Origin of the sequence: Lacrimispora sp. (assembly GCF_036758025.1) — a bacterium.
In the GTDB taxonomy this organism is placed as follows: Bacteria; Bacillota; Clostridia; order Lachnospirales; family Lachnospiraceae; genus Lacrimispora.
Map to the genome: position 1 here is coordinate 1 of NZ_DAIOXM010000005.1, position 16,923 is coordinate 16,923.

A 16,923-nucleotide genomic window follows, 5' to 3' on the forward strand; every position below is an offset into this window, starting at 1 on the left:
CTTCTTCATAGGTTCCTGGTCTCCTTTTCCTATTCCAGATATTTCTAAGCTAAATATTAATTATATTACAAGTCATCCTAAAAATCAATTTTTTTATTGGAAGCCACGGTTTTACAGTTGCTATTTACCGCTTTCTTTGATAAAATAGTTCGGAAAATAAAAAGAAATGGAGCAAACAAATGAGTAACAGCACAAAACTTACACCCCGGGATTATTTACTCAGTATTCAGCATTTATTTGCAATGTTCGGAGCTACCGTACTGGTTCCTCTGCTGACGGGCCTTAATCCATCCCTGGCCTTGTTCGCCGCAGGAGTCGGCACATTGATCTTTCACTGCTGCACCAAATTCAAGGTTCCTGTTTTTCTCGGTTCTTCCTTCGCCTTTCTGGCTGCTGTCACCGCAGTGATCCGTCCGGAAGGAACCATCATACCGGAAAACGTACCTCTCGCACAGGGCGGAATTATTGTTTCCGGTCTGGTCTATCTCCTCTTCGCCTTAATCGCTTACCGCATCGGCGCGGACAAGATCAAAAAAGTATTTCCCGCAGTTGTTACAGGGCCGGTCATCGTGGTCATCGGAATTAACCTGGCAGGCACTGCAATCAACGATGCCACCAACAATTTAAGCCTTGCAGACGGAGTGACTCCTACCATTGCCTTAAATCTTGGAATTGCCTTCTTTACCCTTTTTGTGGTAATCCTGTGCTCCATTTTTGCCCGCGGCTTTTTCAAGCTGGTTCCAATCCTCATCGGAATTGCGGCAGGCTATCTCTTATGCGTCATCTTAGGGGCTGCCGGTATCTTTCAGATGGATTATACAGCCATTTCTTCTGCAGCGTGGATTAATATTCCATTTCGAACCAAAGATTTAAACGGAGTGCCCTTTATGTCACTTCCCAAATTCAGCCTGGGCCCCATCCTTTCCATCGCTCCCATTGCCTGTGTCACCTTTATGGAACATATCGGGGACATTACAACCAATGGAACGGTAGTTGGAAAAGACTTTTTAAAAGACCCCGGACTTCACCGTACTCTTACGGGAGACGGTCTTGCCACCTTATTTGCCGGTTTTATCGGCGGTCCGGCCAACACCACTTATTCTGAAAACACCGGAGTTCTGGCAACCACGAAAAATTATAACCCAAGGCTTTTGCGGCTTACTGCTGTATTTGCCATTGTCCTGGGCTTATTCGGTAAAATAGGAGCTATCTTACAAACCATTCCGGGACCGGTAAAAGGCGGAGTTGAAATCATGCTCTTTGGTATGATCGCCGCAGTTGGTATCCGTTCCCTTGCAGAATCCAACCTGGATTTTACCCACAGCAGAAACTTAACCATTGTGGGACTGATATTGGTATTTGGCCTTGGCTTTGCACAGCTCGGGGGCCTTAATATAGCAATTGGTTCTGTTACCTTAAACATTTCAGGTCTTTTCATTGCAGTTGTGATAGGTGTCCTTATGAACCTGATTCTGCCTGAAACGCCTGACACAGTAAATGACTAAAGAAAGGACAAACTATTATGAATCACTCCATGAACAATGTCACAATTTTCACCCATCCTCTGATTCAGCACAAAATCTCCATCTTAAGAGATAAGAGGACCGGAACCAACGAATTCCGTTCTCTTATTGAAGAAATAGCCATGCTTATGGGCTTTGAAGCATTAAGAGATCTTCCCTTACAGGATGTGGAGGTGGAAACTCCTTTAGAAACATGTATGACCCCTATGATTGCCGGCAAAAAAATGGCTATTGTCCCCATTCTCCGGGCAGGACTTGGAATGGTAAACGGAATTTTGGCCCTGGTTCCTTCTGCAAAGGTGGGACACATCGGACTGTACCGGGATGAGGTTACTCATGAGCCTCACGAGTACTACTGCAAGCTGCCAAGCCCTATTGAGCTGAGAACCATCGTTGTCACCGACCCCATGCTGGCAACCGGCGGCTCCGCTGTTGCTGCTGTTGACTTCATCAAAGCCCATGGAGGCAAGCATATTAAATTTATGGCCATCATTGCCGCTCCGGAAGGCTTAAAAAGGCTTCAGGAGGCTCACCCGGACATTCAGATCTACATCGGACATCTGGATCGTCAGTTAAATGAAAACGCCTACATCTGTCCCGGACTGGGAGATGCGGGAGACCGGATTTTCGGAACAAAATAAAAAACAGAAAAGCTGCCCAGCCATGGACTTCCTTGTATAAGGTTCCCTGGCCGGGCAGCTTTTTAATCTTTATTATAGAAGAAACAGGTTAATAATGTTCTCCGTTTTCATAATAATTCTCTTTTTCCAGTTCGTAAAAGATAATGGTGATTTCTCTTGCTCCTCCAAACTGTTTGTCCAGAGCGCTGTGAATTTCAGCAGCAAGCCGGTCCTGAATCTCCTGTTCTCTCTTAAACCAACTGATTTCAACATAAAGGCTTTGCTTCGTAATATCGATGCCTCCATTGAAAACAGTGTTTTCCATGTATTCAAAGGTGATCCAGTCCTGAGGGCAGCCAATGATCCGGGACAACTCCTCCACCCTTTCCAGAGAAAACTTTTTCACATCTTCTTTTTCTATATTTTTAAAAACCAGTCTGGGCATAATGTCTCCTCTCTTTTGCACCTTATTTCCAATAGAGAACCTCCACCGTCTCTCCCGGAAGGATTACGGTACCCTGCTTCTGATCGATGATGCAGTTTGAACTGAGTATGCCGGACAAAACAGAGGAGTGGTGTTTTCTCTCTAAAATATGAACCCCGGCTTCATCGCAGAAAGCCTGGACAAACCGTCTCCTGTTTGCCTCATTGGCCCTTCCTTCCACCACTGTGCGCGTGGCCTTCTTCCAGAAAAGGGATTCATCTCCCGTCATCTTCGCCATAACAGGCCAGAAAAACAACTGAAAGTTGACCATGGCCGCAAGCGGATAGCCCGACAGACTGAGGATGAGCTTGTCCTTATACTCACTGGCCATCACTGGTGTTCCCGGACGCATGTTCACCCCATGAAACAGCCTTTTTGCCCCCATCTTTTCCAATGCTTCCGGAAGAAAATCTTTTTTTCCTACGGAAAGTGCTCCTGTGGTGATGATCACGTCTGCCTGGCCGGTTTTCTGATTCAGCATAGCAAAAAACAGTTCCGGGTCATCAGGACAGATTTCCATAAAAGCCACTTGGGCACCTTGTTCCTTTAGCTTAGCGGCAAGAGCATAAGCGCTGCTGGGATGTACTCCCACCTTTCCAAGAGAGCCTGCCAGAGGCACCAGCTCGCTTCCCGTTGAAATAATACCAACCTCCAGCCTCTGAAACACTTCAATTTCCATGATCCCCATGCTGGCCAGCACGCCGATATGGCCTGCATCCAGGCGGGTATGGCGGGGGATGATCAAGTTTCCCGCCTCAATATCTTCCCCAATCCTGCAATAATTCTGCCCTGCTTCTACCTCCGCATATATGGCCGCCTTCTCCTTGCCGTAGTCCGTATCCTCCTGGCGGATGACACTGTCATAGCCCTCCGGTATGACAGCGCCTGTCATCACCCGGGCTGCTGTCATAGGCTTTGCTGAAACAGAAAGGTATTCCCCCGCACAGATTTCACCAATCACCTGAAGATGAATTGGCCTTTCTTCTGATGCCCCCCTGGTATCCTGGCTTCTGACCGCATATCCGTCCATTCCTGATTTAGGAAAATGGGGAACGGAAAAGGTTGCAGTCACATCCTCTGCCGAAATTCTTCCGGAAGCAGATAAAATGTCCAGTCTTTCTGTTTCTGTTTTACTTTTTACACTGTTTAACAACAGTTCAATAGCTTCTTCCAACTCAATCAATCAGGCTCTTCCTTTCTATATAAAATCCGGCGTTTCCTTATTTCGAAACACCGGATTTTCTTAAATGATAAGTTTATGCGCGCTTTACAGTCACTGCGCAGACTTTGTATTCCGGAATGCGGGCAATGTCATCAATTGCAAAATTAGTGATTCTATTTACGTTTCCATCTTCAAAGTGGAAGGTCATAAATACTTCCGACGGGAACATCTTATCTCCTACCACGGCTCTTGTTTCAATTTCGCCCCGGCGGGAAGCTACTTTAACCCTGTCTCCGTCTTTAATTCCCAAAACAACGGCATCTCCCTCGTTGATTTCAATGTAAGAATCTCCGCAGATTTCATTAAGTCCCTCTGTCCGTCCTGTCATTGCCCTGGTGTTATAATGATAGAGCATACGTCCGGTAACCATCATAAACGGATACTCTTCATCAGGCATTTCCTGGGAAGGACGGTATTTTGCAGGATAGAAATAACCAAGTCCGCGGGAGAACTTTCCAACGTGCATGATGTATGTGCCCTTGCTTTCTTTATCCAGGCAAGGCCACTGAAGTGTCTCGCCGTTATCCAGACGTTCAAAGCTGATTCCTGCAAAGGACGGTGTCACGCCGGCAATTTCATCCATGATTTCAGATGCGGTCTTTCTTTCACAGGCATAGTCCATGCGGTTCATCACATCGTAGAACACATCTGTATCCAGACGCATCTCGCCTTCTAAGGTTACGGCCTTGCGAACCCTCTGGACGCGGCGCTCCGTATTGGTGAAGGTTCCTTCTTTTTCCGTGTAGCTGGTGCCGGGCAGAATCACGTCAGCATATTTGGCTGTTTCAGTCATAAACAGCTCCTGTACCACGAGAAACTCAAGACTTTCCAATGACTTGATTACATGTGCAGTATCCGGGTCTGTGACCATAGGATCTTCTCCGAAAATGTAAAGTCCCTTAATCCGTCCGTCAATAGCGCCCGGAAGCACCTGTGTAGACATAAGGCCTGTGGTTTCGCTGAGAGAAACTCCCCATGCCCGTTCAAATTTTTCCCGGACCTCTTTATTGGCAACCTTCTGGTATCCCGGGAAGTCATAAGGCAGACAGCCCATGTCGCAGGCTCCCTGAACATTGTTCTGTCCACGGAGAGGATTGATACCGCAGCCGGATTTTCCAAGCTTTCCTACTACCATAGCCAGGTTGGATAAGCTCATAACGCCTTCTGTTCCTGAGGAATGTTCTGTCACACCCAGGCAGTAGATGATAGGCGCTTTTTTCGCCTTGGCATACATTCTTGCAGCCTGGCGGATGTCTTCGGCATCGATGTGGCAGATTTCGGCAACCTTTTCAGGAGTGTAATCTTTTACGATTTCAGCCAGTTCTTCAAAGCCTTCGGTCCTCTCACGGATGAAGTCCATATCTGCAAGACCTTCTTCGATGATCACGTGAATCATTGCATTAGCAAAGGCGATGTTGGTTCCTGCCTTAATAGGCATATGAATGGCCGCATCTTTTACTAAATCAATTTTACGAGGATCTACTACAACAATTTTTGTACCTCTTTGGATAGCCTGACGAATCTGAGCACCTACAACCGGATGGGCCTCTGTAGGATTGGAACCCACCAAAAGGATCATATCAACATCCTCTGTAATATCCTGGATGGGATTAGTCATGGCACCGGAACCTAAGGTGGTAGCAAGGCCGTGAACAGATGCGGAATGGCAGACTCTCGCACAGTTATCCACATTGTTGGTGCCAAAGGCAGCACGCATCATTTTCTGGAAAACGTAGTTGTCTTCGTTTGGAGCACGGGAACAGGAAAATCCTGCATTGGCATCTGCTCCGTATTTCTTTTTAATTTCTTTAAAACGACTGGCGATTAAGTCCAGGGCCTCATCCCAGCTTGCCTTTTCAAACTGTCCGTTGCGCTTGATCAGAGGATGGGTGAGACGGTCTCCGGAATGAACAAATTTATAGGAGCCGAATTTGCCCTTTACGCAGAGAAGTCCCCGGTTTGAAGGTCCGTCGGCAGGATCAACTCCTACCACCTTGTTGTTTTTCACCAGAAGGTCCATCTGACATCCAGTGGCACAGTGAGGACAGGTGGTGCGCACCTTTTCCACTTCCCAGGCCCTGTAACGCTTTTCCTGGTCTTTGGAGGAAAGGGCTCCGGTTGGACAGTTGGACACACAGTTTCCGCAGGATTCACAAATAGATTCCCTCCAGGGAAGCTGATAGCTGGGGCTCATACGGGCATCAAAGCCTCTGTTGGAGATGCTGATTACATCCCGGCCCTGAAGCTGCTGGCACACTCTGGTGCAGCGGCGGCACATAATGCATTTTTCCGGGTAAAAGGTGAAAAACGGATTGCTTTTGTCTGATTCGTTGATTCCTACCCGCTTTCCAAATGTATAACTGGTTTTTTCTACCCCATATTCCAGACAGTAATCCTGGAGTCTGCAGTCACCGTTAGCGGCGCAGCTAAAACATGTAAACACATGGTTGCTGCAAAGAAGGTCCAGTATAAATTTCCGGGACTCCACCACTCTCTCTGAACGGGTGGACACCTTCATTCCGGGAGCGCAGTGCTCGGCACAGGAAGGAACAAGTCCGCCCTTTCTTCCTCCCTCAATTTCTACCACGCACATCCGGCAGGAGCCATCAGGAGCCAGCTCCTTCATATGGCAAAGGGTTGGAATTTCAATATCCAGTGTCTTACAGGCTTCTAATATGGTGGTTCCCTTCTGTACGGAAATGGCGCGGCCGTCGATTTCCAGCTCAATCATAGAGTTATTTTTCTCTGTTGATAACACAGTGTTTTCCTCCTTCTCCATTAACTGATACAGGCTTCGAATTCATCTCTATAGCCCTCTAAGGCAGAATTCACAGAAACCGATACCGATTGACCAAGTCCGCATGCGGACAGATAAGTGATATGTTCCAGCATTTTTTCCATTCTTTCCAGATCCCCTGGTTTTCCTTTGTGGCGCTGGAAGGTATGGATCATTTCCAAAAGACGGGTGGTTCCCAGGCGGCAGGGCGTACATTTGCCGCAGGACTCATGAACAAAAAATTCAATGACGCTGGCAATATAGTCCACCACATTTACGCTGTCATCCATGACCACAATGGCGCCTGAGCCGATAGCCAGCTTGTTAAACCAGAAATCTCCGTAATCGTACATACGGCCTTTGATCTGCTCACTGGTTCCGATGGGGCCGGACTGTCCGCCGAAATGACAGAATTTAATGGGCCTTCCGGTGGAAGTGCCTCCGCCGTATTCTTCGCTGTAGAGAATCTCATCCAAAGGAGTTCCAAGAGGAACCTCGTAAATGCCTCTGTTTTTAATGTGTCCGGACAGACAGACCAGTTTGGTGCCGCCGCCGTCCTTTGTGCCAAGCTGGAAAAATGCCTCTCCGCCCATATTGATGACATTTGGAACACAGGCAAAAGATTCCACATTGTTCACAAGAGTTGGCTTTAAGTAAAGTCCTACGTCAGCCAGATGAGGAGGCTTTACCCTTGGACGTCCGGTTTTTCCTTCAACAGAGTTTAAGAGTGCAGAGTTCTCTCCGCAGACATAGGCTCCGCCTCCGGAAACGATGTGAAGCTGAAAGTCAAAGCCCTCGATACCCATGATCTGATTTCCCAGGTATCCGGCATCCAAAGCATTGCTCACTGCCTGATGGAAAACTGCCTGAATATGGCGGTATTCCCCCCGGATATAGATAAATCCGTCATTGGAACCAAAGACGTATGCGGCAATCAGCATGCCTTCAATAATGCTGAGAGGATCTTTATCCAGCAGCATTTTATCCTTAAAGGTGCCCGGCTCTCCTTCATCTGCATTACAGACAATGTATTTGGGAGTATCGGCACTTTCGTATAAATGACGCCATTTGCGTCCCAAGGGATAAGCTGCGCCGCCTCTTCCGCGAAGCAAAGCGGTATCCAATTCTTTTAAAATATCTTCTTTGTCCATTGTTACGGCTTTTTTCAGCCCGTCAAAGCCGCCGTATTCTATGTATTCGTTAATCGAAGTAGGGTCTTTCATTTTCCCAATTCGTTTTAACAGGACCGGTTCTTTCATTGCCATTGTCTTTTCCCCTTTCCTCTTAAACAACTATTTTGTCTCTGCGCAGATCATCAATCAAAGAAGATACTTTTTCGTCGCTGAGATTGCCAAATACGGTATCTTTGATTTTAATGACCGGGCCGATATCACAGGCTCCCACGCAGGGAATATAGTGATAGGCAAAAAGTCCGTCATCGGTTGTCTTTCCCATGGGCACTCCAAGCTTTTTCTCCAGAGATAAGGCCACCTCTTCAGAACGGGAAAAATGACAAGGTGAGCTGTTGCAAATTTTAAGGACGTATTTTGCCTGCGGTTTATCCTTTAACATGGCGTAATAGCTGACAATTTCATACACGCGGGTTTCCGTCATATGCAGCTCTTTTGCCACCAGGGCTGCTGTTTCCTGGTCAATATAACCGTCTTCTGAGGCGAACTGGAGATCAATTAAAATCTCTAAAATATTTTCCTGTTTTTTTCTGTCCTGACGAATGATTCTCAGTTTTTCTTCTCTTACTCTTGTATCCATTTAACTAATCCTTTCTATCACTTTTTTGGCCTCACATTCGCTGGCTTGCTTTACCTTCTTGGTATTGTGCATCAGACAGCAGGGTAAGGCAAAGGCCAGGGCTCCTCCAATGGCGTTGCCGATAAAAACAATAACAAAGTTTTCCATATAAGCTGCCCAGGTAATCTCAGACGCACCTGAAAAGATAGCTGCAGGAACGACAAAAGCATTTGCCACCACGTGCTGGAATCCGATGGTCACAAAAACCATGATCGGGAACCACATACCGAAAATCTTGCCGGCAGAGTCCCTGGCGCTGGTAGCAATCCACACGGCCATACAGACGAAGATATTGCAGCCAACGGCGGAAACCAGAGCCACCATAGGCGGATCATTGATGCGGGCATTTGCAATGGCAAGGGTTTTATTCAAAAAGGCCCCTTCTGTCATTCCCACGATATGTCCGAAAAGAAAGGCGATAAGAATACCTCCTACCATATTTCCCACCATAACCACAATCCAGTTATAGATTAAATCCCCCATGGAATTCTTTTTCTGAAATACACCGATTGTCATGACCATCATGTTTCCGGTGGCTAATTCTCCTCCCACCAGCACAATTGCCACAAGCCCGATAGGGAACAGACATCCGCCCATAAAGTTAGCAAAACTGCCCCACTCTGCAGGCATGGTTCCTGAAATTCTGATGCAGGCTAAAAAGCCTTCTGCAATAAATGTACCTCCCAAGATAGAGAGTAAAAATAACCTTAAAAAAGATAACTTTGTTTTTGCTTTCGCTTTGTCTCCTAAAATATCTAAAGTTTCTGTCGGACTTAAAAATCCCATATTCCCCTCCTGTTCAACACAGTTTATTTTTTTGATATGTTCCGGCTCCATTTCTCTACATCTTCCGGTGTGTTTAAATTGGTGATGGCACTTATCTCCGCCTTACTTAAACAATAGGTGCCCACCTGAAGTTCGGAAAAAGCGCTTCGCAGTTTAAGTTCGCCTTCTTCAATCCGCTTCCTGAAAGCTGGAAGACAGGACTTATGGTAAAAAGCGAACAAAGGTTCCAGCTTTTCTCCATGGCTGCAAAGCAGAACCTGTTCCCGGCCCAGCTTTCCGTACATCCGGTCAATTAAGCCAAGGTTCATCAACGGCATATCGCAGGCCATAATAAAAGCATATTCCGTCTGAATCTGCTCTAAGGCAGTGCTGACTCCTCCTATGGGCCCCTTCTGGATATAGCGGTCCTCTAAAATGCCAAACTCTTCAAAACCTTCCACATCAGCAAATTTTGACTTTGTATCACTGACAAGAACCACCTGCTCAAACAGGCTCTTTAAACTTCTGGCCGTCTCCAGCAGCAGATAATGGTGCTCATCCATGAGAAACGCTTTATCAAAACCCATCCTTTTGCTTTTTCCTCCGCATAAAATTGCGGCTGTCACATTTTTAATTTTTTCATTTGCCTTTTCGAAAGAAATCACCCCCCGGTTTTTTTATTCGTATCATCCGCTTCTCCCGCGGACCCTAAAAAAACTTTTTAACTAAAAAATTTTTTGAAGTTAAAAAACTTTTTTAGCAACTGTTTTTATCTTATCACCATCTCTCTTATATGTCAATATAAATAAAAATGGTCAAATTACCCTCCCTGATTTTGTATGTAATAGACAATTTTTTAACATTTATCCTGTATTTGCACATTCATACCAGAAAACTATGCTTTTGTTTTTTTATAAAAACAAGTAAAAAAATACCGGATATATAGAGAATAAATCTGCTTATTCTCTGCATATCCGGTATACCTAATTTCTTAATAGCGTTATTCTTGATTGAGTTATTCCTCTGTTACAACCTTCTCAACTACTTCACCCTGCTTCTTATATATGGAGTTAGCATCCACACATTCCCTGACACAGGACAGAGGATAAATATTAGATTTTGGACCTACAACAGTTCCTGGATTTAATACAGCGCCGCAGCCGATTTCTGCAAAATCGCCAATGATGGCACCGAATTTCTTAAGTCCTGTTTCAATATCTCCGTCTTCTGCATGAACAGTAACCAGAGATTTGTCTGATTTTACGTTGGAAGCGATAGAAGATGCGCCCATGTGAGCCTTGAAGCCTAAAATGGAATCTCCCAGGTAGTTAAAGTGAGGAACCTGAGCACCGTCAAAAATAATGGCATTCTTTACCTCTGAGGAATTTCCAATCACTGCAAAATCTCCAATGATGGCGTTTCCTCTGATAAATGCACAGTGGCGGATCAGGACACCCTTGCCGATGATGACATTTTCACCCATACAAGCTGTAGGAGGAATGTTTACGGATTTGTGAATCCATACGGCTTTTCCCACATGAACATACTCATCCTTTGGAAGACGCTCTCCCAGAGAAACGATAAATTCGCTGATTTTGGGAAGAACCTCCCATGGGTAAGTAGTCTGTTCAAATAATAATTTAGCCAGAGTATGGTTTGTGTCAAACAAGTCCTGGTTTGTCATATCTTCTTTTTTCATGTTCACAATCTCCTATTTTTGTTTTTTATAATTAGCTGCCGCGGCATCAAATATACTGAAAAGATCGTAGTGATTATTCAGCCTTAACACGCCCGAGGTGCGTCCGGCAACAAAATTCTCAAGTTTCTGCATATATTCCTCCGGGGTTATGCTCCCCTCTGCCACATAGGTCAGGCCCTTTTCCCAGCTTGCCGTCAGCTCCGGGTTTAATAGCTGCCTGATGGAGGTATTGACCACATCAAAGATCATCTCTCCCAAAAGGGTGGGAATGATCACCTGAGTCTTGGTATTTAAGGAAAGGTACTTGATGTGGCACAGCTTTTTCAAAATCTCGGCTCTGGTGGCACTGGTTCCGATGCCGCTGCCCTTAATCTGGGCCCGCAGTTCCTCGTCCTCGATTAGCTGTCCCGCATTTTCCATGGCTAAGATCATGGAACCGGAGGTGTAACGCTTGGGAGGAGAGGTTTCTCCTTCCTTGATGGTCAGTTCTTTTATGGGAAGTTTCATTCCCTTTTTCAAAGAACCCAGCATGGCGACAAAGGCTGGATTATCCATGTTATTCTGGGAGGCTTCCTGAGTCTCTTCATCAGAAGCTGTTCCCTCACCTTTTTCTTCCTGCTTTTTCTTTACGCCCGATACGTCAGCCACCTTTAAATAGCCTTCTTCCAGCATCACCCGGAAATTGGCAAAAAAGTGTTCTTTGTCGGCTTCCAGCTCCAGAGCATACTTCTGGTAAACAGCCGGAGGATAAAAAATGCTTAAGAATCTCCTGGCTATGACCTCATACACCTTAGAAGAAAGACTGGATAAGCTTCTTAAGGCTCCCATACCCTGTCCTGTTGGGATGATGGCATAGTGATCCGTAATCTGCTTGTCATTGACATATCTGGTTTTTTCAATAGTTTTAAAAGAACCCTTTTCCAGCACCTCTGACACTGCCGGAGACAAAGGCTCAAAGCCCTTAAGTCCGCCTATGTTCTTATGGATCTCCTTTGCCACTGCTGTGGAAAGAACCCTGGCGTCCGTTCTGGGATAGGTGACCAGCTTTTTTTCATAAAGCTCCTGGACCACCTTTAATGTTTCGTCAGGACTGATCTTAAACATCTTAGAGCAGTCGTTTTGAAGCTCTGCCAGATTGTAAAGAAGAGGAGGATTTTTCGTCTCCTTTTTCTTTTCTATAGAAGCTACGGCTGCCTCCATAGGATCCATCTCCGAAAGAACCCTGACAAGTTCTTCCGCATGTTTTCTCTCCTTGAACCCATTTTCCTTATAGAGGAAGGGGGATTCAAAGTACCTGGAGCCGGGAGCGCTTTTCCACTCCCCGTCAAAGTCCATGTCCTGAGAGGTAAATGTGCCGATGACCCGGTAAAAGGGAGTTTTTACAAATTCCCGGATCTCCCGCTCTCTGCGCACCACCATTCCCATGACACAGGTCATGACACGGCCCACGGATATGACCGTATTTTTTCCGCTTTTTAAATAATTGGAAATATGCTGCCCATACCTTAGTGTGAGCAGGCGGGAAAAATTAATTCCCATTAAATAATCTTCCTTGGCCCTTAAGTAAGCTGATGCGGAAAGATTGTCGTATTCCGATGCATCCTTGGCTTCACGGATTCCTCTTAATATCTCTTCTTCTGTCTGGGAATCAATCCATACCCGTTTCTGGAGCTTCCCTTTCACTCCTGCCATTTGAGCCACCAGACGGTATATGTATTCTCCTTCCCGTCCTGAGTCCGTACATATGTAAATAGTGTCCACATCAGGCCGGTTTAAAAGACCGCTTACAATCCGAAACTGCTTCTCCACGCCGGGAATTACTTCGTATTTGAATTCCTTAGGGAGAAAAGGAAGGGTGGAAAGGCTCCACCGTTTGTATTTCGGGTCATAGCTTTCCGGGTAGCTCATGGTGACCAGATGGCCGACGCACCAGGTTATGACAGCCTCATCCGATTCTATGTATCCATCTTTGCGCCTTCCGCCTGCCTTTAAGGCATTGGCAAACTCCTGGGCCACGCTCGGTTTTTCTGCAATGTATAACGATTTAGACATATATCACCCTGCTGCTTTTTTTTGATAGTAACTCTTCTATTATATCATTAAAACCCATGAATAGCAAATTTTTACGACAAAGCCTATTATAACATTGAAAAAATAGATTATCAATGGTACAATAACAAACAATTTCTTTATGATTTTATTACATTTATGAAAAGGAGTTTTTGATTGATGTCAGTACAAACAGTAAAAGAATACTTAAAAGAATTTGATAAAGACGGCCTTGTAAGGGAATTTCCCGTGTCCAGCGCAACTGTGGAGCTGGCTGCACAGGCCCTTGATGTGGAGCCTGCCCGCATTGCAAAAACCATGTCCTTTCATGGAAATGAAACAAACGGCTGCATTCTGGTGGTAACGGCAGGGGATACAAAGATCGATAACGGAAAGTTTAAAAAGCAGTTCGGCTTCAAAGCCAAAATGCTGGGAGCAAGTGAGGTGTCCATGCTCACCGGACACGAAATCGGCGGTGTGTGCCCATTTGCAAATCCGGAGCACGTCACCACCTTTTTAGACGTTTCCTTAAAGCGCTTTGACACTGTATTTCCTGCTGCCGGAAGCTCCAACTCAGCCATTGAGGTGACCTGTGACGAACTTACAAGGCTTTCTAAGGCAGCAGAATGGATCGATGTCTGCAAAACTCCTGAGCTTTTATAAGGAGCCTTTTTTTCTGTATTCCGACAAAATGACGGAGGCAAACATCAGCACACATCCTCCAATGAGCCTGGGGGTTATCTCTTCCCCTAAAAAGGCAACGGAAAAGATCAGGCCGAACACCGCTTCAAAGGACAGTATAATGGAAGATGTATTGGGACTTAAATGCTTCTGGCCCATGTTCTGAAATAAAAAGCAGAGCATGGTGCTGAAAATGCCCAGATATAGAATTCCCGTCAGCATGGAACCGTGAATCACTCCGAAATCCAGGGTTCCTTCTAAAAGCGGAGCCACCAGCCAGCTTAAAGCAGCCGCTGTCACCATCTGAAGGACTGTTAGGCCGACAGGATCATGGTCTGCGGTATAGCGGTCAATGAAAACGATATGAATGGCATAGAAGAAGCCGCATATAAAGGTTAAAAAATCACCGATATTGACAGATAAATCCCCTTCCAAAGATAAGAGCGCAAGCCCTATGACCGCGATGACACCCGCTGCCACGTGATTTTTGGAGGGGCTTTTTTTATTGAAAAACCAATGAAGAAAGGGCACCAGAATTACGTACAAGGTGGTGATGAAGGCATTTTTACTGGCTGTTGTATACTTTAAGCCATAGGTCTGGAAAAAGTAGCTGATAAATAAAAATACTCCCAGAAGCCCTCCCCTCAATAAATCCGGCGTTTTAAGAGCCATGACCCGCTTCCAGAATATGATCACCAGCCCAACAGAGGCGATGGTAAAACGCAGGGCCAGTACATAGGTGGGGGGAATGACCCCTATGGAATTTTTCATTACAACAAAAGCGCTGCCCCATATAACAGTGGTTACAATCAGTCCGAGGACGGACAAGGCTTTTACGCCTTTTTCAGCCGTTTGAATCATATGTACACTTACGATGTCCTTTCCTATTTCTTGCCCAAGATTTCTGGGCATCATGGTATGCCCGCAGGGCGCTTCATATATATTGCCCATGTTTTCTGGGCATCATGGTATGCCCGCAGGGCGCTTCTTATATATTGCCCGCAGGGCGCTTCCTATTTCTTTACAGAAGTTCAGGAACGCAGCAGAGCCGCGTTCCTGTAAATTATACTTTAGAAAACTTGTAGATCGTGGTTGTCTGATACTCTTCTCCTGCCTTTAAGAAGGGGCATGGAAATTCCGGCTTGTTGACAGCATCGGGAAAATTCTGAGTCTCAAAGCAATAGCTGCCCCGCTTTTCATATAGGGTTTTTCCCTTGCCCACGATTCCTGGCTTCATGGCATTAGCGGTGTAAAACTGAATTCCCGGCAGGTCTGTATAAACCTCCATCCGGATTCCCGTCTTGTCTGATTCCGCAGCAGCAGACAGAGCTAATTCTCCCGGTTCGTGATTGAGAACCCAGTTGTGGTCATATCCCGCTCCAATGCTCAGATCCTCATAATCCTGGTCAATATCCCGCTCTATAGTCTTCATAACCGTAAAGTCCATGGGAGTTCCCTTAACCGGAACAAATTCTCCTGTTGGAACCAGGCCTTCGTCTGTTCTGGTAAAAGTATCTGCATCAATCCACACCCTCTGCTTCATGGCCCAGCCCCCATCCTGTCCGTCTAAGTTAAAATAGCTGTGGTTGGTGAAGTTAGCCACGGTATCGGCATCACAAACCATGTGATATGAAATCACAAGACTGTCATCGGGAGTCAGGGTATAGGTGATGGTGATGTCCGCATTTCCCGGATATCCCTGATCCTTATCAGGAGAAGCAAGGGAAAAGCTGACTCTGACTCCTAAATCGGTTTCCTCTGCCTGACCTTCCCAAAGGCGTCTGTGGTAAAGGTCGGGAGCACTATGTAAATTGCTGGAGCCATTATTGGCTTCCAGCTTGTACTCTTTTCCGTTTAAGCTAAATGCCGCGCCTCCGATGCGGTTGGAATTGCGTCCGATAGGAGCTCCAAAATGAGGGGGGTTGATCAGGTATTCTTCTGCACTGTCAAACCCCAGGACAACATCAGTCCCTTTTCCGTCTCTATCCGGCACATTCATCGTAACCCATACTGCGCCTAAATCGGTAAAAGAGGCTGACGCTCCGTTTTCATTGCTCAGTGTATACAGGCAAATCTCTTTTCCGTCCGGCATGTTTCCCCAATGCTCTTTCTTATATGCCATGTTTGCTTCCTCCATTTTATTTTTTTCATGAAAGGACTGTTACAAAATGTCATTTTGCAACAGCCCCCTGAATTTCATTATGCTTTTGCTTTGATATAGCCCTTGGCAGTTAAAAGCTCTGCGGAAAGCACTGCTCCGCCGGCTGCGCCCCGGACTGTGTTATGGGATAAGCCTACGAATTTATAATCATAAACACTGTCTTCCCTGATACGGCCTACAGAAATACCCATTCCCTTTTCATAATCCACATCAAGGGTGATCTGGGGGCGGTTATCCTCTTCTAAGTACTGCATAAACTGCTTAGGAGCGCTTGGAAGATCTAATTCCTGAGCAAGCCCCTTAAAGTTCACGATGCGGTCAATCAGCTCCTCTTTGGTTGGCTTTTTGCGGAACTTTACAAAAACTGCTGCTGTATGGCCATTTAATACCGGAACCCTGAGACACTGGCAAGTGATAACAGGACTGCTGGCCTTTACAATTTCTCCGTTTTCAACCTTTCCCCAAAGGCGAAGAGGCTCCTGCTCGCTCTTTTCCTCTTCTCCTCCAATATAAGGGATTAAGTTTTCTACCATCTCAGGCCAATCCTGAAAGTTCTTTCCTGCTCCTGAGATAGCCTGGTAAGTGGTAGCCACCACTTCATAGGGTTCAAATTCCCTCCATGCAGTCAGGACAGGTGCATAGCTTTGGATGGAACAGTTAGGCTTTACCGCAATAAATCCCTGTTCCGTACCCAGACGCTTCCTTTGGTCCTTGATCACTTCATAATGCTCCGGATTGATCTCCGGGATTACCATAGGAACGTCAGGAGTCCATCTATGGGCGCTGTTATTGGATACCACCGGAGTCTCTGTTTTTGCATAAGCTTCTTCGATGGCTTTGATCTCTTCCTTTGTCATGTCCACGGCGCTGAATACAAAATCAACACTGGCTGCAACGGCTTCCACTTCATTGACATTCATCACAGTCAGTTTCTTTACTGAATCAGGCATTGGAGTGGTCATTTTCCAGCGGTCTCCTACTGCTTCTTCATATGTCTTTCCTGCGGAACGGGGGCTGGCTGCCACAGTTACCACTTCGTACCATGGATGATTCTCCAGCAAAGAGATAAATCTCTGCCCTACCATGCCGGTTGCTCCTAAAATACCGACTCTCAATTTCTTTTCCATATTTTTC

15 protein-coding genes are annotated in these 16,923 nt (G+C 45.9%); 3 read left to right on the plus strand and 12 right to left on the minus strand.

From position 1 onward, the window contains the following. The first annotated feature begins 179 nt into the window (after nucleotides 1-179). Both V7M78_RS06075 and upp read left to right on the plus strand, forming a co-directional pair. Nucleotides 180-1,505, plus strand: a complete 1,326-nt coding sequence (locus V7M78_RS06075) for a uracil-xanthine permease family protein (protein WP_333647471.1) — start codon at nucleotides 180-182, stop codon at nucleotides 1,503-1,505. 29 nt (nucleotides 1,506-1,534) lie between these two features. Further along, nucleotides 1,535-2,164 carry a uracil phosphoribosyltransferase gene (gene upp / locus V7M78_RS06080; RefSeq protein ID WP_333647773.1) on the plus strand — a complete coding sequence of 210 codons (630 nt, stop codon included), beginning with the start codon at nucleotides 1,535-1,537 and terminating at the stop codon, nucleotides 2,162-2,164. Between the two features lie 88 nt (nucleotides 2,165-2,252). On the opposite strand, the gene V7M78_RS06085 is transcribed toward upp, so the two are convergent. From V7M78_RS06085 to V7M78_RS06125, 9 genes are all read right to left on the minus strand, one after another. Then, nucleotides 2,253-2,588, minus strand: coding sequence for a DUF1904 family protein (locus V7M78_RS06085; protein ID WP_333647473.1), 336 nt, complete (start codon nucleotides 2,586-2,588; stop codon nucleotides 2,253-2,255). Between the two features lie 22 nt (nucleotides 2,589-2,610). Then, the gene (locus V7M78_RS06090) at nucleotides 2,611-3,810 is read right to left on the minus strand and encodes a molybdopterin molybdotransferase MoeA (protein ID WP_333647475.1); all 1,200 of its coding nucleotides are present in this window, start codon (nucleotides 3,808-3,810) and stop codon (nucleotides 2,611-2,613) included. 73 nt (nucleotides 3,811-3,883) lie between these two features. Then, the gene (fdhF, locus tag V7M78_RS06095; protein ID WP_333647775.1) at nucleotides 3,884-6,580 is read right to left on the minus strand and encodes a formate dehydrogenase subunit alpha; all 2,697 of its coding nucleotides are present in this window, start codon (nucleotides 6,578-6,580) and stop codon (nucleotides 3,884-3,886) included. 47 nt (nucleotides 6,581-6,627) lie between these two features. Continuing rightward, a complete protein-coding gene (locus V7M78_RS06100; RefSeq protein WP_333647477.1) occupies nucleotides 6,628-7,890 on the minus strand; it encodes a complex I 51 kDa subunit family protein in 1,263 nt (420 codons plus the stop codon). A gap of 19 nt (nucleotides 7,891-7,909) precedes the next feature. Next, the gene (locus tag V7M78_RS06105; protein ID WP_333647479.1) at nucleotides 7,910-8,395 is read right to left on the minus strand and encodes an NADH-quinone oxidoreductase subunit NuoE family protein; all 486 of its coding nucleotides are present in this window, start codon (nucleotides 8,393-8,395) and stop codon (nucleotides 7,910-7,912) included. Continuing rightward, a complete protein-coding gene (locus V7M78_RS06110) occupies nucleotides 8,396-9,220 on the minus strand; it encodes a formate/nitrite transporter family protein (RefSeq protein WP_333647481.1) in 825 nt (274 codons plus the stop codon). Between the two features lie 23 nt (nucleotides 9,221-9,243). Then, nucleotides 9,244-9,864: a molybdenum cofactor guanylyltransferase gene (locus V7M78_RS06115; protein ID WP_333647483.1), complete on the minus strand. Its 621-nt coding sequence runs from the start codon at nucleotides 9,862-9,864 to the stop codon at nucleotides 9,244-9,246. 350 nt (nucleotides 9,865-10,214) lie between these two features. After that, nucleotides 10,215-10,898, minus strand: coding sequence for a UDP-N-acetylglucosamine pyrophosphorylase (locus V7M78_RS06120; protein WP_333647485.1), 684 nt, complete (start codon nucleotides 10,896-10,898; stop codon nucleotides 10,215-10,217). A 12-nt stretch (nucleotides 10,899-10,910) separates the two neighbouring features. Beyond that, nucleotides 10,911-12,950, minus strand: coding sequence for a DNA topoisomerase (locus tag V7M78_RS06125; protein WP_333647487.1), 2,040 nt, complete (start codon nucleotides 12,948-12,950; stop codon nucleotides 10,911-10,913). Nucleotides 12,951-13,127: 177 nt separating this feature from the next. Here V7M78_RS06125 and V7M78_RS06130 point away from each other — a divergent pair, with 177 nt between their 5' ends. Beyond that, a complete protein-coding gene (locus V7M78_RS06130; RefSeq protein WP_333647489.1) occupies nucleotides 13,128-13,610 on the plus strand; it encodes a YbaK/EbsC family protein in 483 nt (160 codons plus the stop codon). Here V7M78_RS06130 and V7M78_RS06135 read toward each other — a convergent pair. From V7M78_RS06135 to asd, 3 genes are all read right to left on the minus strand, one after another. Beyond that, the gene (locus V7M78_RS06135) at nucleotides 13,605-14,579 is read right to left on the minus strand and encodes a DMT family transporter (protein WP_333647491.1); all 975 of its coding nucleotides are present in this window, start codon (nucleotides 14,577-14,579) and stop codon (nucleotides 13,605-13,607) included. The genes V7M78_RS06130 and V7M78_RS06135 overlap by 6 nt on opposite strands. A gap of 112 nt (nucleotides 14,580-14,691) precedes the next feature. After that, nucleotides 14,692-15,750 carry an aldose epimerase family protein gene (locus tag V7M78_RS06140; RefSeq protein WP_333647493.1) on the minus strand — a complete coding sequence of 353 codons (1,059 nt, stop codon included), beginning with the start codon at nucleotides 15,748-15,750 and terminating at the stop codon, nucleotides 14,692-14,694. A 77-nt stretch (nucleotides 15,751-15,827) separates the two neighbouring features. Continuing rightward, the gene (asd, locus tag V7M78_RS06145; protein WP_333647495.1) at nucleotides 15,828-16,916 is read right to left on the minus strand and encodes an aspartate-semialdehyde dehydrogenase; all 1,089 of its coding nucleotides are present in this window, start codon (nucleotides 16,914-16,916) and stop codon (nucleotides 15,828-15,830) included. Nucleotides 16,917-16,923: the final 7 nt, after the last annotated feature.